General features: G+C 61.5%; 25 protein-coding genes and 3 pseudogenes. 16 read left to right on the plus strand and 12 right to left on the minus strand.

Annotation, left to right across the window (positions count from 1 at the left end):
* Positions 1-8 precede the first annotated feature (8 nt).
* The 8 genes from trbJ to WBP06_RS20845 all read left to right on the plus strand — a co-directional run bounded on the left by trbJ (position 9) and on the right by WBP06_RS20845 (position 7964).
* Positions 9-755, plus strand: a complete 747-nt coding sequence (gene trbJ / locus WBP06_RS20810) for a P-type conjugative transfer protein TrbJ (protein ID WP_395336847.1) — start codon at positions 9-11, stop codon at positions 753-755.
* A 154-nt stretch (positions 756-909) separates the two neighbouring features.
* Positions 910-2211, plus strand: a complete 1302-nt coding sequence (gene trbL, locus WBP06_RS20815) for a P-type conjugative transfer protein TrbL (RefSeq protein WP_395337548.1) — start codon at positions 910-912, stop codon at positions 2209-2211.
* 3 nt (positions 2212-2214) lie between these two features.
* Entirely contained in the window at positions 2215-3045 is an 831-nt protein-coding gene (gene trbF, locus WBP06_RS20820) for a conjugal transfer protein TrbF (protein WP_395336849.1), read from the plus strand.
* The gene (trbG, locus tag WBP06_RS20825) at positions 3042-3872 is read left to right on the plus strand and encodes a P-type conjugative transfer protein TrbG (RefSeq protein ID WP_395336851.1); all 831 of its coding nucleotides are present in this window, start codon (positions 3042-3044) and stop codon (positions 3870-3872) included. The genes trbF and trbG overlap by 4 nt, the downstream gene beginning before the upstream one ends.
* The gene (locus tag WBP06_RS20830) at positions 3869-5146 is read left to right on the plus strand and encodes a TrbI/VirB10 family protein (RefSeq protein ID WP_395336853.1); all 1278 of its coding nucleotides are present in this window, start codon (positions 3869-3871) and stop codon (positions 5144-5146) included. Before trbG ends, WBP06_RS20830 begins: the two co-directional genes overlap by 4 nt.
* A complete protein-coding gene (locus tag WBP06_RS20835) occupies positions 5143-5361 on the plus strand; it encodes a DUF2274 domain-containing protein (RefSeq protein WP_395336855.1) in 219 nt (72 codons plus the stop codon). Before WBP06_RS20830 ends, WBP06_RS20835 begins: the two co-directional genes overlap by 4 nt.
* Before the next feature lie 38 nt (positions 5362-5399).
* Positions 5400-5591 (plus strand): helix-turn-helix domain-containing protein, encoded by a 192-nt coding sequence (locus tag WBP06_RS20840; RefSeq protein ID WP_395337549.1) that lies wholly within the window; start codon positions 5400-5402, stop codon positions 5589-5591.
* Between the two features lie 372 nt (positions 5592-5963).
* Positions 5964-7964: an ATP-binding protein gene (locus tag WBP06_RS20845; protein ID WP_395336857.1), complete on the plus strand. Its 2001-nt coding sequence runs from the start codon at positions 5964-5966 to the stop codon at positions 7962-7964.
* 365 nt (positions 7965-8329) lie between these two features.
* Here WBP06_RS20845 and WBP06_RS20850 read toward each other — a convergent pair whose 3' ends face one another.
* A complete protein-coding gene (locus WBP06_RS20850; RefSeq protein WP_395336860.1) occupies positions 8330-9346 on the minus strand; it encodes an IS110 family transposase in 1017 nt (338 codons plus the stop codon).
* Positions 9347-9620: 274 nt separating this feature from the next.
* Between WBP06_RS20850 and WBP06_RS20855 the strand changes: the two genes are divergently transcribed.
* Together WBP06_RS20855 and WBP06_RS20860 are read left to right on the plus strand one after the other, a co-directional pair.
* Positions 9621-10592: a hypothetical protein gene (locus WBP06_RS20855; RefSeq protein WP_395336862.1), complete on the plus strand. Its 972-nt coding sequence runs from the start codon at positions 9621-9623 to the stop codon at positions 10590-10592.
* Positions 10552-12067: pseudogene (locus WBP06_RS20860) on the plus strand (transposase family protein). The gene WBP06_RS20855 and the pseudogene WBP06_RS20860 overlap by 41 nt, the downstream one beginning before the upstream one ends.
* Positions 12068-12178: 111 nt before the next feature.
* Here WBP06_RS20860 and WBP06_RS20865 read toward each other — a convergent pair.
* Both WBP06_RS20865 and WBP06_RS20870 read right to left on the minus strand, forming a co-directional pair.
* Positions 12179-12357: pseudogene (locus WBP06_RS20865) on the minus strand (IS21 family transposase); the annotation flags it as partial.
* Positions 12358-12461: 104 nt separating this feature from the next.
* Positions 12462-12674 (minus strand): MarC family protein, encoded by a 213-nt coding sequence (locus WBP06_RS20870; protein ID WP_395336864.1) that lies wholly within the window; start codon positions 12672-12674, stop codon positions 12462-12464.
* A 310-nt stretch (positions 12675-12984) separates the two neighbouring features.
* On the opposite strand from WBP06_RS20870, the pseudogene WBP06_RS20875 reads away from it, so the two are divergent.
* A pseudogene (locus WBP06_RS20875) lies at positions 12985-13489 on the plus strand (IS5/IS1182 family transposase); the annotation flags it as partial.
* A gap of 154 nt (positions 13490-13643) precedes the next feature.
* Here WBP06_RS20875 and hmpA read toward each other — a convergent pair.
* The 5 genes from hmpA to WBP06_RS20900 all read right to left on the minus strand — a co-directional run bounded on the left by hmpA (position 13644) and on the right by WBP06_RS20900 (position 18473).
* Positions 13644-14855 carry an NO-inducible flavohemoprotein gene (gene hmpA, locus WBP06_RS20880; RefSeq protein ID WP_395337550.1) on the minus strand — a complete coding sequence of 404 codons (1212 nt, stop codon included), beginning with the start codon at positions 14853-14855 and terminating at the stop codon, positions 13644-13646.
* 43 nt (positions 14856-14898) lie between these two features.
* On the minus strand, positions 14899-15168 hold the full coding sequence (locus tag WBP06_RS20885) for a DUF1971 domain-containing protein (protein ID WP_395336867.1): 270 nt from the start codon (positions 15166-15168) through the stop codon (positions 14899-14901).
* 13 nt (positions 15169-15181) lie between these two features.
* Positions 15182-15580, minus strand: a complete 399-nt coding sequence (locus WBP06_RS20890; protein ID WP_395336869.1) for a group III truncated hemoglobin — start codon at positions 15578-15580, stop codon at positions 15182-15184.
* Between the two features lie 400 nt (positions 15581-15980).
* A complete protein-coding gene (locus tag WBP06_RS20895) occupies positions 15981-16118 on the minus strand; it encodes a GreA/GreB family elongation factor (RefSeq protein ID WP_395337551.1) in 138 nt (45 codons plus the stop codon).
* Between the two features lie 558 nt (positions 16119-16676).
* Positions 16677-18473, minus strand: a complete 1797-nt coding sequence (locus WBP06_RS20900) for a chloride channel protein (protein WP_395336871.1) — start codon at positions 18471-18473, stop codon at positions 16677-16679.
* A gap of 76 nt (positions 18474-18549) precedes the next feature.
* Between WBP06_RS20900 and WBP06_RS20905 the strand changes: the two genes are divergently transcribed.
* From WBP06_RS20905 to WBP06_RS20925, 5 genes are all read left to right on the plus strand, one after another.
* Positions 18550-18963 (plus strand): MarR family winged helix-turn-helix transcriptional regulator, encoded by a 414-nt coding sequence (locus WBP06_RS20905; protein WP_395336873.1) that lies wholly within the window; start codon positions 18550-18552, stop codon positions 18961-18963.
* Between the two features lie 555 nt (positions 18964-19518).
* The gene (locus tag WBP06_RS20910; RefSeq protein ID WP_395336876.1) at positions 19519-21579 is read left to right on the plus strand and encodes an FUSC family protein; all 2061 of its coding nucleotides are present in this window, start codon (positions 19519-19521) and stop codon (positions 21577-21579) included.
* A complete protein-coding gene (locus WBP06_RS20915) occupies positions 21576-21800 on the plus strand; it encodes a DUF1656 domain-containing protein (RefSeq protein ID WP_395336879.1) in 225 nt (74 codons plus the stop codon). Before WBP06_RS20910 ends, WBP06_RS20915 begins: the two co-directional genes overlap by 4 nt.
* Before the next feature lie 2 nt (positions 21801-21802).
* On the plus strand, positions 21803-22702 hold the full coding sequence (locus WBP06_RS20920; protein WP_395336881.1) for an efflux RND transporter periplasmic adaptor subunit: 900 nt from the start codon (positions 21803-21805) through the stop codon (positions 22700-22702).
* A complete protein-coding gene (locus tag WBP06_RS20925; protein WP_395336883.1) occupies positions 22699-24126 on the plus strand; it encodes an efflux transporter outer membrane subunit in 1428 nt (475 codons plus the stop codon). The genes WBP06_RS20920 and WBP06_RS20925 overlap by 4 nt, the downstream gene beginning before the upstream one ends.
* Positions 24127-25060: 934 nt before the next feature.
* On the opposite strand, the gene WBP06_RS20930 is transcribed toward WBP06_RS20925, so the two are convergent.
* The 4 genes from WBP06_RS20930 to WBP06_RS20945 form a co-directional block, all read right to left on the minus strand.
* On the minus strand, positions 25061-25216 hold the full coding sequence (locus WBP06_RS20930) for a hypothetical protein (protein ID WP_395336886.1): 156 nt from the start codon (positions 25214-25216) through the stop codon (positions 25061-25063).
* Between the two features lie 17 nt (positions 25217-25233).
* Positions 25234-25908 (minus strand): carbonic anhydrase, encoded by a 675-nt coding sequence (locus tag WBP06_RS20935; protein ID WP_395336888.1) that lies wholly within the window; start codon positions 25906-25908, stop codon positions 25234-25236.
* On the minus strand, positions 25905-26546 hold the full coding sequence (locus WBP06_RS20940; protein ID WP_395336890.1) for a peroxiredoxin: 642 nt from the start codon (positions 26544-26546) through the stop codon (positions 25905-25907). Before WBP06_RS20940 ends, WBP06_RS20935 begins: the two co-directional genes overlap by 4 nt.
* Before the next feature lie 95 nt (positions 26547-26641).
* Positions 26642-26884 (minus strand): hypothetical protein, encoded by a 243-nt coding sequence (locus WBP06_RS20945; protein ID WP_395336893.1) that lies wholly within the window; start codon positions 26882-26884, stop codon positions 26642-26644.
* Position 26885: the final 1 nt, after the last annotated feature.

Raw genomic sequence — 26885 nt, forward strand, 5'->3', positions numbered from 1 at the left:
GAAGCACCATGAAGGAGAAGTTTCGTAAATCCATGCCCGGCTTGGCGGCATTTGCCGTCCTGGCTGCCGGCGGGATCGCAGCAGACCTGACGCTCGGCAGCCAGCCGGCGCAGGCCCTCATCGTCTATGATCCCTCGAACTACGCGCAGAACGTGCTGACAGCAGCAAGGGCGCTCCAGCAGATCAACAACCAGATCCAGTCGCTGCAGAACCAGGCGACCAGCTTGGCCAATCAGGCGAAGAACCTCACGAAAGTGAGCTTCCCCGAGCTGCAGGCGCTGACGCAGACGCTGCAGAAGATCGATGTGCTGATGGGGCAGGCGCAAGGGATCCAGTTCAAGGTCTCAAGCGCAAGCCAGCAGTACGCATCGCTTTATCCCGACGCCTTCAGCCAATCGCTCAAACTCGACAGCCAAGTCACCGCTGCGCGCACGCGGCTCGATACCGAAGTTTCTTCCTACCATCATACAGTGACGATGCAGGCGCAGATCGCCGAGAACGTCGAGACGGACATGACGACGCTCAGCGCGCTCGTCGAGCGCAGCCAGGGGGCCGAGGGATCACTCCAGGCCCAGCAGGCTACCAACCAGCTCCTGGCGCTGACGGCCAAGCAGCAGTTCCAGATCCAGCAGCTGATGGCCGCGCAGTACCGCGCGCAGGCGATTACCGAGGCCAATCGTGCGCAGGCCGCTGCCGAAGCGCAGGCGGCAACCGCCAAATTCCTCGGCACCGGAACGGCTTACACGCCGAACTAGCTTCACTCAATCGCTTCCGCCTCGGGTTTTGTCTCTTCGAGGCGGCTTGCGGCGGCGGACTGGTCACCCGGCCGCCGCGCCGCGGGGCACGTGCTCCATCCCCGGCCGTGCCCCGCGGCACCCTGACGCGCGTCTGTTTTCGAGGAACCCGTACATGAGCGACCTCAACATCATCGATCAGTTCATGACCGCCTTCATCCGCTACATCGACAGTGGCTTCGGCCTTCTGGGCGGCGATGTGCGTTTCCTGACGGCGACGCTCATCGCGATCGATGTGACGTTGGCGGCGTTGTTCTGGACCCTTGCCGGCGAGGATAACATTCTCGGCCGCTTCATCCGCAAGATCCTGTACGTCGGTGCCTTCGCGTTCATCATCAACAGCTTCCAGACGCTCGCTGACATCATCTATCGATCGTTTGCCCAGGCGGGCCTGACCGCCGGAGGCGGTGTCCTCACGGCTGACGATTTACTCAAGCCCGGGCGCCTGGCCGGCACCGGTTTCTCGGCGGCGTGGCCGTTGCTCGATCAGGCGGGCAAGCTGCTTACGGTCACCAGCTTCTTCCAGAATGCCCTGCAGATCACGGTGCTGCTGATCGCCTGGCTGCTGGTGATCCTCGCATTCTTCATCCTCGCCGTGCAGATGTTCGTCTGCATCATCGAGTTCAAGCTCGTCAGCCTTGCCGGCTTCATCCTCGTGCCCTTTGCGCTGTGGAACCGAACCAGTTTCCTTGCCGAGCGTGTGTTGGGCCATGTCGTGAGTTCAGGCATCAAGGTCATGGTGCTCGCGGTCATTGTCGGCATCGGATCGAACTTCTTCGACCAGTTCATCGCCGCGCTGCAGGGCCAGGAGCCGGATGTCGGCCAGGCCATGAGCCTGGTGCTGGCCAGTCTTGCGCTACTCGGGCTCGGCATCTTTGCGCCTTCGGTCGCCAGCGGCCTTGGGTCGGGCGCGCCGCAGCTCGGTGCGGGAGCCGCGCTCGGCACTGCAGTTGGAGCCGGCGGCGCGGCGATGCTGGTCGGTGGAGCTGCGATCGGCGGTGCGCGTCTTGCCGGAACTGCGCTTGGCAGTGTTCGCGCCGGAAGCTCGTTGGGTGGCGGAGCTTCGGCTGCCGAAGGTCTTGGCGGTCATGGCGGCCATCCATCGCCCGGAAGCGGTGGCAGCGGCGGCGGGCAGGGCGGTTCGGGCGGCGCCGGTGCGGCTCCCCATACCGATAATGCCACGCACCCATCCAGTGGGGGGATAAGCCATGCGCGGCCTACCCACGAGGCCACCTCTGAAACACAATCGGCTCACGGCGGCGAAATTGCCGACAGCGACGGACCACCGGCCTGGGCGAAAGCTCTGCGCGCCGAGCAGACCGCACGCCATCGCCAGCAACTTGCGATCCATACTATCCAGCAAGGCGACGGCGGTGGCGGCGGCGCTTCCCCCGACATAAGCGAAAGGAACGACTGACCCATGCGATTTAAACGCAGCGTCCAGGCTTACGGACGCACACCCGAACCGGAGACGCCCTTCCAGCGGGCAGGGCAACTCTGGGACGATCGGATCGGCTCCGCCCGCGTCCAGGCCCGCAACTGGCGGATCATGGCCTTTGGCTGCCTTGGGCTTGCTGGCGCGATGGCGAGCGGGCTCTTGTGGCAATCGCTCCAGAGCCGTGTCGTGCCCTACGTCGTAGCGGTCGACAAGCTTGGGGAGCCGCGCGCGCTATCCAAAGCGGAAATGGGCTATCAGCCGACCGATCCCCAGATTGCTTGGGCTCTCGCCAAGTTCATCGGCCATGTCCGCGGCGTCTCGCTCGATCCGGTGGCGATGCGGGAAGGCTGGCTCGAGGCGTATGACTTCGCGACACAGCGCGGATCGCGCTTCCTTAGCGAATATGCACGCGCCTCGGGTGCTCTCAGCGAGATCGGCGAGCGTACCGTTTCCGTGCAGGTGACAAGTGTCGTCCGCGCTTCGGACACCAGCTTCCAGGTCAAATGGATCGAGAGCGCGTTCGAACGCGGCAGCGCGGCGGGGACCACCCAATGGACTGCGATCATAACCCTCGTTGAGAAGGCGCCGCGCGACGCCGACACGCTGCGAAAGAACCCGCTCGGCATCTACGTCGATGCCATCGACTGGAGCCGGGAGCTCGAGCCTCAGGTCCAGTCATCCGCCAGTCCGCCTGCCGCTGCGCAATCGGGGCAGGGCAACACCCCACCAGCATCGGCAAGCGCGCCCGCCGCGAGCGACGCCGTAACCGTCCCGTTTTCCGATCCCCTCACATCCAAGGAGGTCCTGCCATGAACCCGTTGCTCCTGACTGCCGCGGCTTTTGCCGTCGGCGCCCATCCGATACTACCGCCGGCCCATGCTGTGAGGTCGAGCCCGAATGCTTCGCCCGCCCAGCGTGGCTCGATCGAACCTTCGCCGTCTTCGTGGGTCAACGCCCGGCAGGTGTTCCTCTGGTCGGACGGGGCGATCTACCACATCTATACCGAGCCCGGGATGATCACCGACATCGCCCTGCAACCGAGCGAAGGGCTGATCGCGGTCGCCGCGGGCGACACCGCCCGGTGGGTGATTGGCGATACCACGAGCGGAAGTGGCGAGGACAAGCGCACGCACGTGCTTGTGAAGCCGTTCAGCACAGGGCTGTCGACCAATCTCGTCATCACCACCGACAAGCGGACGTATCATCTCCAGCTGTCCAGCGGCCCGACGGGTGGCATGGCGGCGCTGGCGTGGAACTATCCGCTCGATGAGCTGGTCGCGGTCAAGCGCGCCGAGGCCGCGGCCGAGGCGGCAAAGCCCGTCACTGCCGGTCTCGGCATCGAGCAGATGTACTTCGGCTACCAGATCACGGGCGATCAACCGACCTGGAGGCCTTTGCGGGCGTTCGACGACGGTCGCCAGACCTTCATCGAGTTTCCGGCGACGATCGGCGTCGACGAGGCGCCGCCGTTGTTCCTGATCGGAACCGACGGTGCGGCGGAACTGGTCAATTACCGCATGCGCGGGCGGTTCTACGTCGTCGATCGCATCTTCGATGTGGCCGAACTGCGGCTCGGAACCAGGAAGCAGCAGGTCGTGCGGATCACACGTGGAAGCGGAAAGGGGAGGGTGCGGTCATGAGCGAGGAGATGAATGACGGCGCGCGAACCGAGCCCTCGCCCCAGCGGAACCCCAATGGCCAACCGGCGAACGAGCCTGCAGCGCAAGCTCCCGCACGCTCGGCCCGGAAAGTCGACCCGGAAACGCTCGCCATTCGTGCCAGGCCTCCACGCGCGACACGTTTTAGAAAAGAGGTAATTATCGGCGGCACGGCCGTAGCTACCTTCGCCCTTCTTGGCATCGCGTGGTTTGCGCTGTCCCCGCGGCTGACGGGGCATACGGTGCGCCCAAGCGATCTAGCCCAGCCCGGCAAACAGGCCGCCAACGATGCGCTGAACGCTTTGCCGAAGGGATACGGCGATGTGCCCAAGCTGGGGCCTCCACTGCCCGGCGATCTCGGGCGCCCGATCCTGCGGGCACAGGAGCGGGATCTGGGCACAAATCTGGCGGTCGAAAGTCAGCATCCGGCTGCAATCGATCAGGAACGGCAGAGGCGTGCCGACGCCGTCAAAAATGCGCGCCAGTCGGCGCTGCTTGCTCAAGGTGTTCGATCTGCCCCGGCAACATCGGCCACGAGTGAAGTTTCGCAAACGGCGCTAGGGGCAACCGGTAGCGGCAGCTCACCCACACCGGACCCGCAGGCCACGGATCGGAAGGTCCAGTTCGCCGAAAAGCTCGACGGGAAGGGGGACATCAATCCCCATAGCGTGAGCCGGTCGCCCTCGCCGAATGTGCTGATGGCTGGAAGTATCATTGCTGCAAGCCTGATCACCGGGCTCAATTCCGACGTTCCTGGCATGGTGGTTGCTCAAGTGACGCAGAGCGTCTTCGACAGCGCGACCGGACAGGTCCTGCTCATACCGCAGGGTGCGCGCCTGATCGGCAATTACGACAGCGTCGTTGCCTACGGACAGAGCCGGGCGCTGGTTGTGTGGCAGCGACTGGTAATGCCCGACGGTTCGTCGCTGCGCCTCGACAATATGCCGGCGACGGACTCGTCGGGATATGCGGGTCTCGTCGACAAGGTCGACTACCACACCGGCCGGCTGCTGAAAGGTGTGGCGATCGCGACACTGCTTGGCGTCGGTACGGAGCTATCGATCAACGGCGAGAGCGATCTGGTGCAGGCAATTCGTGAATCTGCGCAGACCAGCGCTTCACGGGCAGGCGACCAGATCACCCAGCGCAATCTCGACATCCAGCCAACGATCACCGTTAGGCCCGGGGCGCCGGTCAGGCTGTTAGTGCGCCAGGACCTCGTTCTTGAACCCTGGAAAGGAGGCAACCCCCGATGACTACGATTAAGCTGGCCAAGCTGCCCGACAAGACCCCGGTGAAACTAGCCGTTGTGGTGACCCCTGATCTGCATCAGAGCCTGCAAGACTATGCGCAAATGTACGCCGCTACCTACGGCGCGGATGTGCCAATCCCGGAACTGGTGCCAGCTATCCTGGCCGCCTTTCTCGATGGAGATCGTGGGTTTCAGCAGCAACGGAAGGGTAAGTCATGATCGAGCAAGAGTATGACGCGAGAGGCCCGTCCGCGGGGATGGAACAGATTAGCGTTCGGATCTCAGATGCAGTGCGGTTGACCGGGCTCAGCCGCACGAAAATCTATCAGCTCATCTCGCATGGTGATCTGGAGGTCGCAAAGATCGGCCGATCTACCGTCATCATTGCGTCCAGCTTGCGAGAATTTGTTGGGTCAAGACGAACTCGTCATATCGGGGCGCGCTCCTGAAGAGCGGGCAGCCGCATCGATCTCGGCCGCTTCGTTGGACGATCCGGAACGGCAGCTTCGGAGGCACGAAAAGCGGATAGCCGACATTCGATCTCTCCGGCCACGCCTTCGGAGATCGACCCTTCCCGGCCGTTCAGCGCCAAATTATGGATCCTAACGACCAGACCGTCCGGTTGCGTGAAAGGCGCGGTCATGCATAAGTCCCGTGCACCGCGACCCATCCCACTAACTGGCCAATAGCTTCCTAAGAATTGCGCATAATAGTTCAATTTTTCCCACGCTGCCCAAACCGCGGTGTCCCGGCTTCGAGCCAGACCTGACTTGCAGATTAGTGCCGGTTTGTTAGGACAGACCGGGATAGGGGGAGGGCATTTGAGCAGCATCAACATCAAGCGGGCCGTGGAAAACATCCGCTCTGGCACCACAGTTTACACGCCCGTGATCGAGCTCATCGTTAACGCCATTCAGGCGATTCGTGTCACGAAACCCGTGGGCGGTCAGGTTACAGTCACTATCCTTCGTGACGGCCAGGTCGACCTCATCGAACGGACTGCCTCCGTAAATGGCTTCTCTGTGGAGGACGACGGCGTTGGCTTTGACCAAGACCACAGGGATTCGTTCGACACGCTCTACAGTGGAATGAAAGCCGGACAGGGAGGCAAAGGCTTCGGTCGCTTCACCTGCCTGAAGTATTTCGAACGGTTTGATGTGGAAAGTGTATTTCGCGACCGCGATAGGCTGCGTGCGCGATCCTTCGAGATGGGGATGCGGACCGACATTATCATCAACGAGCGGGTCTGCGACACCGAGTCGACATCGACCGGTTCGAAGATCACCATCAGCGGTTTGAAGTCGGTGAAATTCTCCGACAAGTCCCTCGATGTCATTGCGCGCGTGCTGGTCGAGCGTCTGCTGCCCTATTTTATCGACCCCAAGGCGGAATGCCCGCGGATCGTAATCGTTGAGGAGAATGACGGCGTTCCGATCGTGCTCAACGACTATCTGACGCAGGAGAACCGGCAGATCGTTGAGCTTGAGGTCGGCGAGCCGGAGATCGTCATCGCCGCTAACGACGAGACCGAGACCTTTAGCGTGCGGGTCTTCAAATTCTATGCCCCCCGCATGAACAAGAGCAAGATAGCACTGGTCGCGCACCGGCGGGAGGTGACCGATGTCGCGATCCAAACGCACATCCCGGAATTCGCGGATGAGTTCTACGACAGCAGTGAAAGCAACGGGGCCCGGCGCGACCGCAACTACGTGATCAAAGCGTACGTGTTCGGCGACTATCTTGACCGAAACGTGTCCCTCGAGCGTGGCGCTTTTAACTTCCAGCGAGAAACAGACATATTCTACGGGATCTCGCAGACTCAGATCGAGGCGCGCGCGGCTGAAGTGGCACGCGAAGCGATGGGACCAGAGATTCTGATCCGTAAAGAGCGCAAAGCCGCCAGGATCGAAGACTATATCGCCACCCAAGCACCTTGGCATCGCGCGCTGAGCCGCGAAACCGACTTTGCATCATTGCCAATGAAACCCACGCCGCAGGACATCGAGCTGCATCTTCAGACGGCCAAGTTCGCGCGCGAAATGGAGACGCGGGCCCAAGTCCAGCAGATACTGTCCTGCGACGACCCGAACACCCTGCACCAGCAGGTGGCCGATGTTGTGGCGAGCATCTCCCAGACGAGCAAAAACGACCTAATCCATTACGTTTCGATGCGGAAATGCGTGCTCGACCTGTTCGGAAAGGCGCTAGAGACGGACGACGACGGCAAGTACCAGTCCGAAGGCGATGTCCACGACATCATCATGCCTAGGCGGAGGGATTCTGATGCGCTCGACTATGAGCAGCACAACCTGTGGATTCTCGACGAGCGCCTCAATTTCGCCGATTATGTGGCTTCCGACATCCCGATCGACGGCGCGCGGACCGACCGCAGCGACATCTCCATCTTCAACCGTCGGATCGCTTTCCGCGGCGACAACGTGCCGAGCAACCCCATCACGATCTTCGAGTTCAAGAAACCGCAGCGTCACGACTTCGCCAACCCCTCGTCAGACGATGATCCGGTTCAGCAGATCATTCGCTACGTCAATCAGTTCCGGGATGGGAAGTTCAGAACGCCGAAAGGCCGTGACATCCTCGTCTCCGACAACACGACCTTTTACGGCTACGTGGTTTGTGATCTACCCCGGAAGGTGTCGGATTGGCTCCACCGGGAGAAGCAGTTCACTGTCATGCCGGACGGGCTAGGCTATTTTCAGTGGTTCCCAAACATCCGTTTGTACATGGAGGTATTGAGCTGGACCAAGGTGCTCGCCGATGCAGAGATGCGCAACAAGGTCTTCTTCCATAAGCTGGGGATTTGAGCCTTCACGCGTACCTTCATACAAAGCCAACTTAGCTGAACCGCATTAGCGCTTGGATGTCGGCTTCGAGGGCATGTACCGCCATCAAGGCCAGCATCTTCGAATGTCCTGTTTCCCCACTCCGATCCTCCGAAGCGGACCGAGCACAAAGTTGTCTAATTGATATTCGCATGGCAGCTCATTCCCCGCCCGATTGCCAATGGTTGTCTTCGAGGTCACCAGACAGCTGGAAGAGCTGATCGTCTGTGCCTCATGATCGCGGCCTAGCGGTAGTAGGTGGACGTCTCTGGGTCCCAAACGAGGTTAGCCCTCCACTTTTGTGACGAGATCATCCGGGCATGGCTGATCGGGATCGGGAAGCCGGGTCAAACCCAGCGGAACTCGGTCTCGTTCAACCAAAGGGAATGGAGCAATATGGCCAGCTTCCGTGCGACTGCGACTCTGGCGCGCTTGGGGCCTTTGGTTTCTGCCATTTTTCTACCCCAGGTTTGAAGAGCACAAGGCCTCTTGAGCCGGGTAAGGAGGATATTGGCCGCTTCATATAACGAGTGTCGCAACATCGGATCGCCAGCCTTTGAAATGTGCCCCTGCGTATCCCGCTCACCTGACTGGCTTCGTCGCGGAACCAGGCCAGCATAGGCGCCTACATCGTCGCCTCTGGCGAAACGACGAGGGTCTTCGATGCTCATGGTGTAGGTGAGCGCCGTAATCGGACCTACGCCTGGAAATGTCATCAGTCGTGCGCAAACCGGGTCAGACGCAGCGCGCTTCTCCAAATTGCGGTTCAAGTTCCGCAACTGCTCTTCGATCGCTTCGATGGATGCCAGAAGCGGCGCGAACAACGCCTCGAGATCAGGACGCTGAGAATACAGCACGACAAGGCGCTCGGTGCGTTTGCCGGGTGCTCTGGCCGAACCAAGCTGGAGGCCGAACAGCTTCAGCAAGCCACGAAGCTGGTTGATCATGGCAGTCCGTGCCGTGATCAGCTGCGCCCGAATGCGGATTGCGGCACGGTCGAAATGCGTGGCCGACGCCTTCATGTGGATGCGCTTGAACCAGCCTGTCCGAGCCATCTGGGCGAGCCCCTCGGCGTCATGAACATCGCTTTTGTTGACCCGCGCGGAAAGCACGCCCTTGGCGTGACGGGCGCAGATGCATTCGATCGGAACATCGCGGGCCACCATGCCATGATAGAGGAACGTCGACAGCGGTCCCGTCTCCATCACGACCCGGACCAGATCCGGGCAATATCGGTCAAGCCATTTGGCGAGAATGGCAGGATCGCTGGCCATCACCTCGCGCCTAAGCACAGCGCCTTCGGCGTCCACCACGCAAACATGCGTGGCCTTGTCACTCACATCCAGTCCAGCATAGATCGGCATCGGTCACCCTCCTGCATTGAAGCGGTCGTCCGACTTCGTACCATCCAGGAGGGTGACTACATCAATTACGCGGTGTCCCAGAAGCGGCAAGTGCGGCGTACCCACCGCGATATTTCCCGAATTAATGCGCGGTTTTGCTCGTTTTTGACGCAGTTATTTACCAATTCCCCTGAAGTTATCTCCGCGAAGCGTCCCAGCGTACAAAATGAGGGGTGTAATTAATCATGATTTGGCCTGAATACTCGGAACTTTCGAGCCGCAGGAAAGCGTTGTAGTGGCCGCGCTCTACGACATTGGCGACGCATTAATAGTTAGCAGGACGTCACCAGAGGCTATCTATACGCGAGTCACCGAAGGCGTGCGACAAGTCATCGCGGCGATGGATGAACACACCGAAGAGGCGGAAGACGCCGAGGTTAGCAGCCAGATCGTCGCAAGCCTCGTCACCGTTCAGGATCATGTGGCGGAAAAGCAGCGTGAATTGCAGGCAACGGCTGAGTGGAACGACTATACCATTGCCCTCTATGGGGAAACCAACGCGGGCAAATCCACCATCATCGAAACTCTGCGCATCCTGCTGGGCGAAACAGCCAAGCAGGAACAGCGCCGAAAGTTTCAAGCGCTCACCTCCGAATTCGGTTTGAGGGACTTGGATCTGGACGAATTGCAGGCCGCAATCGGCGTAGCTTGGCGCAGGGGTGCCGCGGCGTCCGCAAAACGTGACGAACGGGAAGCGGCGTTTGCCATAACGCTGGCCTCGCTGGAGGCGGAACAGGCAACTGCGGAACACGCAGCGCTTCTGGCCCGAAACGCTCGCCCCTGGTGGAAGAAGCTTTGGGCCAAAATCAAGCTTCCTGCCGAAGATGCCGCGGTTCAGCTCGTGGCGGCTAATATTTTGGCCGAAGGCGAACGGCATCAGTCGGAAATCGTCGCCTTGATGGGTGAATTGAGCGCCGCGAACGCCGAGGCCGGGAAAGCAACGGAGGATTTGCATAACCGCAAACGCCTTATGGCCCAGCTGCTGGAAGTTGCCGACGGGGGCATCGTCGGTGACGGCCGCCCGGATTTCACCCAAGCCACTCAGAGCTACGAATTTGACCTGGGCGACACCCGGATCATCTTGCGCATTGCCTCGCCTGAATTGCTCCCGGCAAACCTGCCGTTGCCTCAACTAAACTGCTCCCGGCCAATGCCGGGAGGGAACGATGCGGAAGGTGAGCATGACGACGCGAAGGGAATTGATTGAAGCAGTCGGCGAGCGGTATCGCTCGGCCGATCGCGCGAGCAAGAGCAAGGTTCTCGACGAATTCGTCGCGATCACAGGTTTCCACCGGAAGCATGCAATGCGACTATTGGGCTCGGAGCCGTTGGTCAGGGAAACGACGCGACCGGAGCGCAGGCTTTACAACGAGGCGGTGCGCGAAGCGTTGCTCGTGTTGTGGGAAGCTAGCGACCGCCTGTGCGGCAAGCGACTGCGGCCGCTTATTCCGGTTCTGGTCGAGGCGATGGAGGGTCATGGCCACCTTGATCTCGATCCGGCGATCAAGGCGAGGTTGTTGCAGATGAGCCCGGCAACGATCGACCGTGCTCTGCAGACTGCGAAAGGGAACAGTCAGAAGGTCCGGCGGCGCGGTGTGGGCGGATCGGAACTGCGGCGTAGCGTCCCGATCCGGACGTTCAATGACTGGGGCGATCCGGCGCCGGGGCATATGGAAGCAGACTTGGTGTCGCACAGCGGCCCGGTGGCGAAGGGGAGTTGGGCGTGGACGCTTACGCTGACCGACATTGCGACGGGCTGGAGTGCGCGAGCAAACGTTGTTGGTGGAGGTACTCAAGGAGCTGCGCAAGCTGATGCCGTTCCCGTTGCTGGAATTCGATTCCGACAATGACAGCGTGTTCATCAATGAAACCGTGCGCGATTACTGCGCGGCGACGGAAATCGCCTTTACCCGCTGCCGCCCCTATCGCAAGAACGATCAGGCCTGGGTCGAGCAGAAGAACGGTTCGGTTGTGCGCCGTCTGGTGGGCTATCGCCGGTTCGAGGGACTGGAAGCAGCTGGGCTGCTCGCCGAATTGTATGCGGCGGCGCGCCTGTTCGTGAACTTCTTCCAGCCCTCATTCAAGTTGGCGGAAAAGCGCCGCGACGGCGCCAAAGTCCACAAGCGCTATCACGCTCCCGCGACGCCGTTCCAGCGTTTGATGGATGACCCGCGGACCAGCGAGCAAACACGCGAACGGCTACGGGACCTCGCCGCCAGGCTGGATCCCGTTCGACTGCTGCGAGACATCCGCACCGCGCAGCAGAAACTGGTGGTCCTGGCCGACGCCGTCGTCGTGGCAGATTCCACCGAAACGTCCCCCCCACCGCTGGGGGCGTTCCTCTCGAGCCTGAAAGTTTTATAGCACAATGGTGAGGCGCGGCCCACGGCGGTTGATAAAGCGCCGCGCAAGCGAGAACGGCGTCGACCGGATCCACTGCTTCAGGTTACCGACCAATTAAAGGCTTGGTTCGAAGACGAGCCTTGGCGTACCGGGCGGGAGTTACTGGAGAAATTGCTAGCCGAGCAGCCGAACATCTACCCGGACGGCCTCCTGCGGACTATCCAGCGCCGTCTGAAAGGCTGGCGCACCGAACACGCGCGAGCGCTGGTATTCAGCCACTCTTCCGGGCTGGCCAGTGCCGCGCCAGGCGACACGGAAACCATCCTTACGGCCATGTGACGGATTACCGTTCCGCCTCGCCTACGGCTCAGCTGCACGGCAATCCGTCACATGCAATGGCATTGATGCGCGAGGACCTGTAAGGAACAATTACGTGAGGCAACGGTCGCGTCGTTCGGGAAGGTTCCTTCGTGAGGCAACACGAATCCTCATCCTGTTTGTCGCGCTACACGCGTCAGAACGCAGATACTTGCGGATGGTATTGCGGGACAGGCCGGTCCGCCTCTTGATCTCCCGAATGGAGATCTTCTGCCGGAAATGCCACCTCGGATCACACTGAGTAAGTCCATGTCGATCACTCCACGACCCTCCGACTGGCAGCCGGAGGCGAGGGAAACATGGGTCAATTCTCAATGGTAATTTATACGTCCCCCGGGTCACATCTCAGTGGCAATCAACACACCAGCACCAGATGGTCGGAGACGCGCATGGCCGCGTAGGTGAGACCGAGACAGATCGCGATCATCGTCATCACGCCGGTGCCGTCGATCCAGCTCCTGGTGCTCTCCGTCGGCAGCACGACCGCTGATAGGCTGCCCGGACCCGCGATGAGCGGGAACGCCAGCGGAAAAACCGCAATATCCCCAGGCGCTTGGCGCCCTGGCATTCAAACTTTGAGGTGACTCTGTCAGCACGATTGGGATGCGTAATCCACCGCGGTCCAGAGAAACTCGCCCAGAAACAACGGCTCCTTGTTCGTGAGCGCCTTGTAGTCCCACAGGTCGGGCGCGAAAGTCTCTGACGCGTAGACGATCCTCTTGGATGACCGGTTTCCTCGCCTTCCAGGTCGTCGAGCCGATAGTTGTATCCGGGGATGTCGGGAAACACCGTCGAGGCTGTCCCGCTGAGACAGTCGGCCTTGAAGTCGCGGTGAGCCTCTGATTCAATATTTCGATGTTGATGGGTTTGAAGCGACGATGGGCGAGCGCCGAGTGGCGCAGGACGCCTTGTTTTACGAGTTCAGTCTGGATCGGCACGTGCCTGCCGATCATCTGCTTCGGGCGATCGACCGGTTCGTGGATTTGTCGGCCATGCGTGAACATCTGCGAGGGTTCTACAGCGAGATCGGTCGACCCCGACGGCTTTGCGGTCGATGCCAGCCTAATCCGCGCCGAGGCCAATCGACAAACCTACGTTGAAGGACCGCCGGGTCTTCCGACCAATCTGCCAAGGCGTGCCGTCGAGGAGTATCTTGTCGTTCTCGACAATGCGGTCTTTGGTGGCGCAACTCCGGTTGAACCCAAGCGCGTCTCGCCTGTCGATCCGGCGGCACGCTATACCTTGGTATACGGCGGACGCGCTGATTTCTGCTATTCCACCAACTACCTGATCGATGTCGAAAACGCCGTGATCGTGGATGTCGAGGCGAGCACGGCGATCCGACAAGCGGAGGTCAGAATCCACTTTCGAAGCGGCGAAAGGCCGCTAAACGTTGATCCGGCGGGTTACGCCGCCGGATCTCTGGCATGAGAACAGTCATCACAAAGGCGATGCCATCGATCCAGGGAACGATGGATATGAGTGGAGGACCGGCGCCAATGTCATGTCCTCCGTCTCGCTACCTCGTGTGCATCCTTCAGGCTGCTAGCAGTTCATCCGCTGGTCCGAAGAACTCATAGTGGATACGATCGCTAGCGACGCCGCTCAGCGAAAGTGCGGCGACGAGCGCGCGCAAGAATGGACGCGGCCCGCACAGGAAATAATCGGCCTCATCCACCGGTGTGTTCGCTGTAAGCCAGTCGGCATCGATCAGGCCCGCGACATCATAGTCGCGCCCTGCAACATCATCGGAACGCGGCGTCTGGTAAAAGATCGTGGTCTGTCCGTTGTGGTGCTCCTGCGTGAGTTCGCGGACGTGCGCGCCCATAGCGTGGGTCGAGCCGTCAAGCGTTCCGTGTGCGAAGTGAACCGGGATCTCAGGATGGGCTCTCGTGATCGTCTCGAGCATGGACACCATTGGGGTCAGGCCGACGCCACCCGAAAGGAGAACGACCGGCCGCTCGGGATTGGCCGCGAGGAAGAACTCGCCCGCCGGCGGAGCGACCTTAAGAACTGTCCCCGGAATGACTTGATCGTGCAGCCAACTGGAGGCGAGGCCCTGCGGCTCGCGTTTCACCGAAATGCGGTAGGTGCTGCCATTCGGCGCATCCGAGATCGAATAGTTACGCTTGACCGGGGGATGGCCGGGAATTTCGAACCAGAAGGTAAGATACTGCCCAGGCTTGTGCAGGATGACCGGACCACCGTCGACTGGACGCAGGATAAACGAACTGATGATGCTGCTTTCCCGGTGAACCTCTTCCACCTTGAATTCGCGCCAGCCTGTCCAGCCGCCATCGGCATCCGCGAGATCGCGGTAGATATGTTCCTCGCGCGCGATGAGAATGTGAGCGAGGAACCAGTAGGCTTCACCCCATGCGGTGAGGATCTCGTCGGTCGCAGCATCTCCCAGCACGGCCTTGATCGCACCCAGCAGGGCTTCCGCCACGTGCGGATAGTGCTCGGGTAGAATCTGCAGACCGACGTGCTTTTGCGCGATCCGCTCGACCGCCGGCGCGAGCGCGCCGAGATTGTCGATATTGCTGGCGTAGGCGAGGATGGCCGAGGTCAGGGCTCGTGGCTGGGAGCCGCTGTCGCCATGATGGGACTGATTGAACAGATCGCGGATTTCCGGGTTCTGAAACATCCGCGAGTACATCTCGTGGACGATGTCGAGACCATGGGCTTCGAGGGCGGGGACTGTGGCTTTGACGAGCGCAATGGTCTCGTCGCTTAAGGGCTGCGACATCATAATCTCCAGGCTGTGATGAAAGGGTGGCGTGCCGACCGGCTTACGGTTCGGGCGGCTCTGTATAGAAGTCCACCTGCATCCGGACCTTGCCGAGCGGGGTCACGAAATGCGTCTGTTCTGGCTCGACCAAGCCGGGATTTCGGGGGCTCAGGACTTTTTGGACATGCGGATCGACATCGGTAAGATTAAGCTCGCCCTCGATCACCTTGATCAGCCCCCAGACCCCTGACTTGGTCCGGTGTTCGGCGCGAAGCGCTGCTGGGATTGTAGCTTCGTCGAATATCGGAGTGGAACGATAGGGTTCGGTCATCCTGCACGCCTCCTCAGCCGGCCGTCTGCGGCTTCGCGTGGTCGAGCGTGAAGAAAAGGGCCAGTTGCAGGCTTTCGGCTATACGGGCAGCTTTGGCTTGAAGTGCCATGGCGGCTTCCGGCTGCATCAACTCCGCAGTAGTCTCGTTCCAGAGGCCAAGCCATCGTTCGAAAAGCTCAGGCGTGATTCGGTCGAGATGCTTCATGTGAGCCGGCACAGGCTGGCCTTTATACCGTCCGCTGGTCAACATCACCGAGGACCAGAAGGCGGTCAGCTTATGAAGATGCTCGGGCCAATCGGCTATCGCGTCGTTGAAGACAGGACCAAGCTCGGCGTCCGCGCGCACCTGCGCGTAGAAGCGTTCAACAAGCCTTTCCAGACCAGCTTCGTCGATCCCGTGCCCATAGTCCACGACTCAGACTCCAATGATGCAATAAATATGCATCTATCGCGCCGTCGTGAAATATGCAAGCGGAATGCATGTTAAATTGCCGCAGGCAAGCGGGAGGCAAGTTACCTCACCAAGCGAAGAGCCTCGTGTTGCAGGCCGTTAGCGCAGCGTCTGGCTTCCTAAGACGCCAGGATGGGGAGGGCCGGCGCAAAATTCCGCAAAGCCTCCCTGGACCCGTTCAGCTTGCGCCGATAACGATTGACTTTCGCCGCATTGGGAATCTCCCCGCAACAGGCGCACCTTCAGTTCGCATAACCTCTGGTCAGTTCGGCAAGGCAGGCATCGCGCTGCGTTTGCTGTGATGAGCCCGAGCGACCTTCACGATGATCAGCCGCCGCTCATGTCCGGACCGATCAGGCCATCAGATGTATTGGCCCATCTGCGGACCAATGAGGTCGGCTCCCACTGGTGTTAGGGTCGAGATGTGTCCGGCGGCAATGCCGGCCTGACCGGGATAGACGAGTTCGACTGTCCGGTCGCCGCCGCTCGGCTCGTCAATGAACTAGACGATGGATACCAACGTCATGACAACGGCAAGAATCGCGCTTCGCCCGTGAACGGTCGTGCGTTAACTCTCTTCCAAAGCAGGCACTCACCTCTGCCCAACGATTAACGACATGCATGGTGAGATCCGCAAGCGCATCGGCTTCGGTATCGATCGTTTGAATGGGCGGCCCGCCGGCCGCTGCCTGGTTCGTCATGAGTTTCCGGCTTGCCGCTGGCGATGAGCAAAGCGCGATCGGGCGATGACGTGCGCGTTCTCGAAAAGACCTGCCCCGAGTCCGGGGCGTCGCGTGCCGGGACCCGGGGTTAATTGCCCGCGAGGAGTTGTCCTCCATGGGGGCGAAATTGAAGGCGGGCGGCACCGTGAGCATGAACAGACGCTGTCATTGCCAGTGTCTAGGGGCACTCTCAGCCGAACATGGCCGTCGCTGCTTCGCCTCATGTGAAAAACGCCTCAAGGCTCAGGTCCATCCTTCAGCGACAGTTTCCCTCGGTGGATCGCGTCGTGGATGAAAGGTGAATGCCATCATCCTTAAAGGGATCTGCACGCAAATCAGGTGGACTGCGCTTGTGGACTGGTCCCCGCTCCGGGGCCGACATAACGCGCCCGTCCGGTCTCGGCATGGCGATTTGCGCTTCGTGTCTTCAACAGGTCCTGGCGCGACAAGATACCCAGCACACGCCTTGACCCCGGCTCGATGATGGGTATTCGACCTACGCCGGATTCAATGATCAGATCGGCGACAACCCCGCTCGGCGTGTCGGGATAGGCGACCGGCTGCATTGCGTCGGATATTGCATCGGCGAGAGACGTCTGATCCGCCTGTCGATCACTCTGCCACCGCAGGGCATCGGTACGGGACACCAGGCCCAGTAGACGCCTCTCGGCATCAACGACGGGATAGCTGCGATGAACGGCCTCTGTCGCAAAGAAGGAGACTGTTGCATCCACCGTCATCTCTCCCGGCAATGTCTCCGGGTCCCGGGTCATGATCTGTCCCGCCTGAAGCAGATCGAGGGGATCGACGGTATATTCCTGGAGAATATGACGGCCACGACGTGCGATCTTTTCGGTGAGGATCGACCGGCGCATCAGTAGCACACTGATCGCATAGGCGCCGCCCGCCGCAGCAATCGTGCAAGGCACGGCATTGAAATGGCCGGTGAGTTCTACGGCGAAGATCGCTCCTGTCATCGGCGCGCGCATGGCGCCGCTCATGATTCCCGCCATGCCGATCATCGCCCAGAATCCCGGATCGCCCGGGAGAAACTGGCCGAGCAGGAAGCCGGCGGCCCCACCGAGAATGAGCAACGGGGCAAGTACGCCGCCTGACGTCCCCGATCCCAGCGCAACCAGCCAGACAATCGCCTTCACCACGAGAAGGGCCGCGATCACCCTGAGCGTCAGCGAGCCGTTCAGGATCGCCTCGATGCTGGCATATCCCGCGCCGAGTACGTGAGCGTCGATCAAACCGCCCAGGCCCACGACGATCGCACCGATCGCAGGCCACCACATCCAGTGGCAGGGTAGCCGGTGGAAGAGATCCTCGATCCGGTAGAGCGCGGTCGAGAGCAACGAAGCCTCGAGCCCGACGATCACCCCGATCCCGGCTGAGGCGAAAAGGGCCCAGCCTGTGTCGGGCATAGATGCCGTCATGGGAAACATCGGGCCAGATCCGATGAGCCAGGGGCGCCATGCCAGAGCTACCAGCGCGGCAACGAGAACCGGCACGAAGCTACGCGGCTTCCACTCGAACAAAAGCACCTCGACCGCGAGGAGGATCGCCGCGAGCGGCGTCCCGAAGATCGCGGTCATGCCGGCTGCCGCGCCCGCCACGAGCAGGGTCTTTCGCTCGGCGGCGCTCAGATGGAAGCACTGCGCGAACAACGAGCCGATGGCACCGCCTGTCATGATGATCGGCCCTTCAGCGCCGAAGGGCCCACCGCTGCCGATCGAGATTGCCGAGGACAAGGGTTTCAGCAGAGCCACTTTCAGAGAGAGCCGGCTCTCCCCGAACAGGATCGTCTCGATCGCCTCCGGAATGCCGTGCCCCCTGATCTTATCCGATCCGAACCGCGCCATCAGACCAACGATGAGGCTGCCGATGATGGGGATGATCACTACCAGCCAACCGACCGAAGCATCCGTGATGACTGACGGGTCGATGGACAGGCGGCCGAACCAGAAGAGGTTGGTTGCGATTGCAATGAGCTTTACGAGCGCCCAGGCTCCCAGCGCACCGCCCGTTCCGACCACTGTGGCCATGAGGGCCAACATGATCATACGGCGATCGACGCTATGATCGGCGAGTTGATGATTTTCGATGGCACGTGGCGGCGTAAGAGACATGAGTGGAAGGCAACCCTGTTGTGGTGGCAGCCCCCTTATGTCGTGATGCGATATAGTTCAATACAGTGAGGCAACATTGAGATCGAAGACCAAGCCATTGCAGGACGCTGACTATGCGGCGCTGGCCGAATTCCGGCATGCTATCCGGCAGTTTCAGGCTTTCAGCGAGCAGCGCGCGATCGAGGTTGGCCTGACCCCGCAGCAGCACCAGGCGCTTCTCGCGATCCGAGGCTGCAGTCCGGAGGAAGCGACGGTCGGGCATGTCGCGGAACGCTTGATTCTCAAGCCGCACAGCGCGACCGGCCTCGTCAACCGTCTGGAAGCACTCGCGCTCATCGTCCGCGAGGTCGCCGCCGCCGACAGACGGCGGGCGCTGCTCCGCCTCACGCCCAAGGCCTTCGCGATGCTCGATGCGCTGTCGCTCGTCCATCGTGAAGAGATCCAGCGTATCCGACCGCTTTTCGGCGAGATATTCGCGCAGTTCGACTGATCCGCATATTTTTTGCTCTTTGCCAGCAAAAACATTCATTTGCCGGGCGAAGCGGGTTCTTTCACGCTTCCACGACTGGTCTTGACACAACAAACCGGAATGGCCAGCCGGATAGGAGAGGATACCGCATGCCGGGCCGAACACCCGAACGTCGCCCGCGAGGGTCAGGGTTTACCTGGCCTGCTGCGGCATGGACCGTGTTGATCGCGCTCGCGACGTATGGATGCATCCTGCTGCAGAAATACCGCATCCTGAGCGAGGAGCAGCTCGCATTGCTGATTCTGGTTCTCGTTCCAACTGCGGCATTCCTGCTCTCGGGAGCGGGTCAGGTCCGGACACAAGAAGTGGAATCTTCCGACACGGATGAAAGATCGTCACGGTAGTGCATAGACATCGCGTCTTGCTTCCAACAAAATTATTGCGATTTCCTATCAATATTTTGATCTATAGCTAACTTGGTCACTTCGTCTATGCAGCCGCGCATAGCCATAGGGGGAAGTGACCGCATTTACTGTCGGTCGTGACATATCCCGCTAATTGTCACGGTTGCCAGCGATGATCCTTTCACCGACAGGCCCAGCGCGCCTGCCATACTTCTCGTTTCACATCGACCCGCAAAAGCTGCTCTTTTCTCTTAGCAGTCTGATTGCTGCTGCCATGACGCTTGGCATCGCCTTCTCGGCAAGCCTTCCGCGGCCCTGGTGGGCACTTCTCACGGTCTACGTCACTGCGCAGCCGATGGCGGGCGCCTTTCGGCCCAAAGTCCTCTATCGTCTAGGGGGGATCGCCACCGGTGCGATCGTCACGCTCCTGCTCGTTCCAAACCTCCAGAACTCGCCTGAACTGCTCGTTGTGTGCCTTGCCACATGGACAGGATTCTGCATCTATCTCGCGGTTCTCGACCGGACACCGCGTGCGTTCCTGTTCCAGATGGCCGCCTTCAGCGCAGCGGTGATCAGCTTCCCCTATCTCGACGATCCCGCGAACATCTTCGATACCACCATCGCGCGCGTTCAGGAAATGACCGTCGCGATCCTGTGCGTCACCGCCGTTCACGCCGTGCTGCAGCCATGGAGCGCGACACCCGTCATTCGGGATCGTGCGAAGTCATTTCTTTCTCACGCCCGGCAATGGGCTGCTGAAGCGCTGGGAACACAGCATACGCGGCTCGAAGACGAGCATCGCCGCCGGCTCGCGGCCGATGTGACCGAGCTTGGCATGATTGCGATCCACCTCCCTTTCGATCAGCGCTGGGCGCCTGCCACCAAACGCCGTGTCCAGGCAATGCAGCAATTGCTGGCGAGCACACTTCCTCTCGCATCGGCAGCTGCGAACCGCCTCGATCTGCTCCGTGAGAACGGCGCACTCTCAGCCGATCTGGAAGAGTTGTTGGGTGATGTCTCGGACTGGCTTCAAGACGATGAGAGTCGTCTCGATCAGGCACGTCCGCTGAAGCACCGCTGTGAAGCAATGGCAGAAGTGGCCGAGGCGCGGGGTGACTGGGAAGGTCTGCTGACGGCGAGTGCTTGCATACGGATGGCCGAGTTTCTTTCCGCCATCGCTGGGAGCCGCAGGCTGCTTGGTCGGTTGGGTTCACCTGGTCGTCCAAACCTCAAGGCGATGCCGACGGAGGCTTTCGCTCTTGCACGCGATCATGGCCTGGCAATGCTGGCCGGCATTGCGACCGCCACGGCGATCTGCCTGTATTGCGCGATCTGGATCCTGCTCGCTTGGCCCAATGGTTCGGCCACCGCTGCCTTTGCCGCGCTCATAACCTGCTCCTTTGCCGCACAGGACGATCCCGCGCCGGTCATTGGCCGTTATCTGATGGCGACACTCAAGACCTTTCCGGTCGCTGCGCTGTACCTATTCGTCATCCTGCCGCGCGTCGATGGTTACGAGATGCTGATTATCACGCTTGCGCCAGTTCTGCTCTGGATGGGTTACATCCAGGCCGATCCAAAGCGATCGCCGCAGGCGCTGCCGATGTTCTCCTGTTTCATCGTCGCCATGGGATTTCTCGCGCGCTTCCAGGCCGACTTCGCCCTGTTCATCAATACCGGGCTCGCCCAGCTAGGCGGGATCGTCGTCACGCTTGCTGTCACGCGGATGTTTCGCTCGGCCAATGTGCTCTGGACGGCGCGCCGGATTCTTCGTGCAAATTGGGCTGAACTTGCTCAGTTGGCCGACATCAGACGTCCTTTTGCACCTGAGCGATGGACTGCGACTGCAGTCGATCGGCTTGGGCAGGTTGCCGCAAGAATGGCGGTGGCGACCCCCGGCGATGCCCTGCATGCCGCCGATGGACTTGCGGACCTGCGCATCGGCCGCAACATCATCCCCATCCGCCGATCCTTGTCTCACGTACCGCACGACGAACGACGCGCGGTGGGTGCAGTATTGTCAGGCCTCGCAGCGTTCTACGATGCGCGTTGGCGTCGCGCTCATGCGGATCCCCCGCCGATCACCCTTCTGGAGCCGATTGATCATGCGCTCAGCGCACTCCTCGCCCTGCCCATGGACGAAGCAAGACGGCGGGCGCTGCGCGCGCTGGTCGGCATGCGTTGCAACCTGTTCCCGGCGGCGAAGCCGTTCGAGAAGGGAGGGGCGATGTGATCGAAGAACTTCATATCCTCGGCGTCTATGTGCCTGCTGCCCTTGCCTGGGGCGTGCTCGCGGTCGTGTTGGTCTATTTGCTGCGGCCACTCCTCCAGCGGCTGCCGACCGAACGAATTCTCTGGCATCCGAGTCTCGTCGAGCTCGCGCTGTTCATCCTGCTGTGGTGGGGACTTAGTCTCTTCGCCGATGCGTTCCTCTTGCCCTGGTTGGCCCCCTGATCATGCTGCATCGACACAATCTCGCTCGCTCGCTGGCGACCTTGATCGCCGTTCTTGTCATCCTTGGCGGGATCTACGCGCTATGGATGCGCTATCAGGTCGAGCCGGTGACCCGGGACGGCAAGATCCGCGCCGACCTGGTACCGATAGCGCCCGACGTCAGCGGTCTCGTTTCCGACGTCCGGGTGACCGACAACCAGCCGGTCAGAAAGGGCGACATCCTCTTCGTCATCGACCAGCCCCGCTACCGGCTCGCGCTGGAGCAAGCGAGTGCCAACGTCGCGGCCCAGGAGACGGCGCTCGCTCAGGCGGACCGCGAGGACCGGCGCAACCGCGCCATGCCTGACGTGATCGCCGCCGAACTGATCGAACAGGGGCGCGCGAAAGCCGAAGGCCTTCGGGCGAGTATGGGACAGGTCCTGGCCGCGCGTGACCTCGCCCGATTCAATCTCGAGCGCACGGTCGTGCGCGCGCCTTTCGACGGCACGGTGTCCAACGTCTCGCTCCAGCCCGGGGTATACCTCACCGCCGGCAAGCCGGCACTCGCGCTCGTCTACAACCATTCGATGCGAGTGGAGGGTTATTTCGAGGAGACCAAATTGCCCGCCATCAGGGTCGGAGACAAGGCGAGCATCTACCTCATGGGCGTCGCCGACGAAATTCAGGGTCATGTCCAGAGCATCGCCGGCGGGGTCGAGGACCGCGAGCGTGGCGGGGCCGACGGCCAGCTTGCGAACGTCAATCCCTCCTTCACCTGGGTTCGCCTTGCCCAGCGCATCCCGGTTCGCATCGCGATCGATCGGATTCCGGCCAATGTCCGAATGATCCCGGGCCAGACCGCAACCGTCATCATCCATCCGAAGAATGACGGACGCGCCATCCACAGGAGCCTGCCGTGGTGAAGCTGCGCATCGCAGGTCTGCTCGCGATCTTGCTGGCCGGTTGCACCACCGTCGGGCCGGACTACCACGTTCCCGACGCAGCGCTCGTTCGCTCGCCGACGGCGCAGGGCGCGTTCGTCGCTGGAAACGCGGTGACTTCCGCGCAGCCTCTGCCAGACCATTGGTGGAAGCTCTTCAATGATCCGGTGCTGGACGGTCTCGTCGGTCGCGCGCTCGACGCCAACACGGACCTTCGGGTGGCAGAGGCCAGTCTGGAGCGCAGCTATGCCTTCCTGGACGCGCGCGGGGCCAGCCGCGAGCTGCAAGGCAGTCTCGCGGCCGACACCAGCTACGCCCAGCGCTCTGCGGAGGCCGAACTCAACCATGTGAAGCCGCCCACCCGCGAAATCTATAACGCGGGGATTACGGTCAGCTACGACCTCGACCTGTTCGGAGGGTTGCGCCGGGGCATTGAAGCCGCCGGTGCCGATACCGAGGCGGCGATTGCCGCGCGCGACCTAGTACGGGTCAACGTGGCGGCCGAGACGACACGCGCTTACTTGGATATCTGCAATGCCGGCTTCCAGCAGGACGTGCTGGGACGTTCGATCGCCTTGCAGGAGCGCGGGATCGCGCTCACGCGAACCCTGATCCGCTACGGCCGGGCGGTCGCTTATGAGCTCGATCGCCGGCAGGGAGTTCTGGATGCCAGCCGGGCCCGCCTGCCGCGTATCGTGGCGCGACAGGAGAACGCGCTGCTGCGGTTGACCGCTCTGCTTGGAAAGACGCCGGCCGAGGCGGATAGAGGTCTTCTCGCCTGCCATCACCCGCTCGAACTTGCGGAGCTCGTCCCGGTCGGTGATGGTCAGGCGCTTCTGAAACGCAGGCCAGACGTTCGCATGGCCGAACGGCGCCTTGCCGCCGCGACAGCCCGCATAGGCGTCGAAACCGCCCAGCTCTATCCCGACATCCGCTTCGGCGCCTCGCTCGGCTCAACGGGGGCGGCCGCTGACTTCCTGTCGCCGCTTACCAACCGCTTCGGCATCGGCCCCTCGATCGGCTGGGCGCTCAATCGCCATGCGGTGCGAGCACGCATCAATGCGGCGGAGGCGCAAAGCCGCATTGAACTCGCCTCGTTCGATGGCGTCGTGTTGAAAGCTCTGCGAGAAGTCGAAAGTGCGCTCAACTCCTACGCGGCCGGAATCGAACAGCAGGAGAGTCTTAACCGTGCCCGTGACGAGGCCGCGCAGGTCGCGAGGCAAACAGCCCGGCTGCGGCGCGGCGGCAAGATCGCCGAGCTCCCGGCGATCGAGGCAGAGCGCGATCTGGTGACGGCCGAGCAGGCGGCCGCGGATGGACGTGTGGCGATGAGCGACGATCAGATCGCGCTGTTTCTCGCGCTCGGCGGCGGATGGACTCCGCTCGCGCAGGGCTCGGCGAACTAGATCACTGAGTCTGCACCGTCATAGGCCGTCGTCTCCGCGCCCTCCCAGGCGCCGACCAGCATTGCGAAATTGGGACCGGCAAAATATTCGAAAGGGCGATACCAGGCACGCCTGACTTTGATGCGCTTCCCTTCGATTTCGATCTCCTCACCACCTTCGGGCTACGCGCGAAGTAGAAATTCCCGGCGGACACCGCCGACGCTTGGTCCTCTCCGGTCAGTCCCTCAACCAACATGGGGTCGTTTTCTTTCATGTCTGAGGGACGGGTAGCGCCAGGGCTCGCCGCGTCCTGTGCCGGTGTGACCTCCAGCCTGCCGCCTCTGGCGATCAGCCATACCTGACCCGAAATGCCCGGTGCCCTCGGCGAGGATGCGGCGTTCCAAGTTGTCGACACCGTCGAACGCCGATACGAGCGCATCGGTCGGAAGCGCGAGCGTCGTGGTCAGCCTTTCCCAGAAAAAGGTGTGATTCCAGGCTTGGGCCGCGTTGTTGAATAATCCCTGCGCACCGCTTGCCGCAGCGATGCGAATGGGCTGCTCAAGCGTGCGGGTCGAGAATTCTGTTCGGAAAGGAGGCGGTTGAGAGCCCGGACATAGCGGGCATGGTCTCGGCGGTGATGGATCTGGAGAGCTTCGGTCGAAAGTACCGGTGATGGGTCGCTCAAGCCGCAGGGAAGAGCGGCACGGTGAAGGTCGGCATCCCGGCCTTGTCGTGTGAAGTCATTGTCATGGGTGTCCTCTCCGATGCGGGCCCGGAGCGCCGCGATGCAGAGCGCGATCGCCCGCATTTCATGAATACCTTCCCACTCGTCGCTCGGACCAGCGATCCGCGGTCCAACCGGCCCGCTCTCGATCCAGCAACCGGGCGGAACGATCGTTGCGGCCGCGTTCCACGAATGGGAATAGCGTAGGGCCTGGACATGGCCGCCGTCCTCCTACCGCCAGATGCCCGGTTCGACCGGCGAGAGCTCCCGCAGCGACGGAAACAGCGCGAGTGCGATCTCCGCATCGAGGTCTCTTGCCGGTTGCCGCGCGTGCTTGCAGGCACGGATGGCAGCCTCGAGAATGTCGTGCTGGGCATAAGCATCCACGCACTACAGGCTCGCCGTCATGAAGAAGCCGCCTGGACCGGGCCTTCGCTTCCTTCGCCGTTCGTGACCGGATCGCAAACCGAACGCAGCAATCCGTCTCCGATCGCATAGACCCAGCCATGAAGCGCGAGCGCGGCCCCGCGCTCCCATGCGTTCCGCACGATCGGGTTGCGCGCGAGCGCTTCAACCTGCGCGACGACGTTGCACTCACAGAGATGACGTGGATCGTCGCTGGCGGCGCCCCCTGCTTGCCCACGATAGAGCGCACGCACCGGATCGAGCCATGCGCCGATCGCGTCCTCGGTTCTGGGCGCCATCGCCGCCTGGATACCCCCGCAGTCATAATGGCCGACGACGATGATATGCTGGACTTCGAGCGCCTCGATGGCGAATTGAAGTGCAGCCGAGAAATTGGGGTCTGAAGCGACTGCCAGATTGGCGACATTACGATGGACGAACATCTCGCCCGGATCGAGGTCGACGATCTCGGTCGCCGGCACCCGGCTGTCCGAACAGCCGATCCAGAAATAGCGCGGCCGCTGCTGTCCGACCAGCCGGCTGAAGAACCCGGGGTCGGCATCGATCTTTGCGCTCGCCCAGGCGCGGTTACGGGCGAACAAGGAGGCAAGATCGTCACCACCGTGCGGGATGGTGACGGCCGCTTCCTCCCCGCTCGCCCGCGCCCCGCTCATTGGCCTGTCGTCTGCAGGTCAACGATCCGCAGATAAGGCTTCAGCGTCTTGTACCCTTGCGGGAACTGGCGCGCGGCCTCCTCGTCGGACAATTTGGGCGAGATCACGACGGGCTCACCCGGCGACCAGTTCACCGGCGTCGCGATGCTCCGGGCGTCGGTCAACTGAAGACTGTCGATCGCGCGCAGCACTTCGGCGAAGTTGCGCCCGGTGGACGGCGGATAGGTCAGAATGAGGCGTACCTTGCGCGACGGATCGATTACAAACACCGACCGCACCGTCACCGTCGGGTCGCTCTCGGGATGGATCATGTCGTAGAGTTTCGAAACCCGCCCGTCGGGATCCGCGATCATCGGAAAGTCGAGCTTCGCACCTTGTGTCTCCTCGATGTCGAGCTCCCACTTGTAATGCGCCTCGACCGGATCGACGGACAGACCGATGGGCTTGACATTGCGCTTGTCCCATTCAGACCGCAGCCTCGCAACCTCGCCGAGTTCCGTCGTGCAGACGGGCGTGAAGTTTTTCGGATGGCTGAAGAGGATACCCCAGCTGGGGCCCAGCCATTCATGAAAGCGTATCCGGCCCTGCGTGGTATCCTGCTCGAAGTCGGGGGCGATCTGCCCAATTTGAATGGTCATGAACGGAGATCCTCGCTGGCTGGCTGGCACTTTGAACAAGGAGCGGGCATCGAACAAACGAATGATATTTCTCTTTGGCGGCAATATTATTGATCTTAATCTCGCCTGATCCTATCCGGCGCCATCCTGCCGATGATGAGCAGCGCGATCGGGGCGGCGATCACCAGCATCACATTGATATCTTTCTCGGCGATGACTCCGGCATTGGCGAGAAGCCACAGGAACAGCCGGATCGAAAGCAGCGCAACTCCGACGGCCAGGATCCAGTAGAGCGTACCGGAGGGTTCCGGTCCTGAGGGCAGTTTCTCATGGCCTCGACCATTGATCTTGGTTTTCATG

Origin of the sequence: Novosphingobium mississippiense (assembly GCF_044029535.1) — a bacterium.
Classification (GTDB): domain Bacteria; phylum Pseudomonadota; class Alphaproteobacteria; order Sphingomonadales; family Sphingomonadaceae; genus Novosphingobium.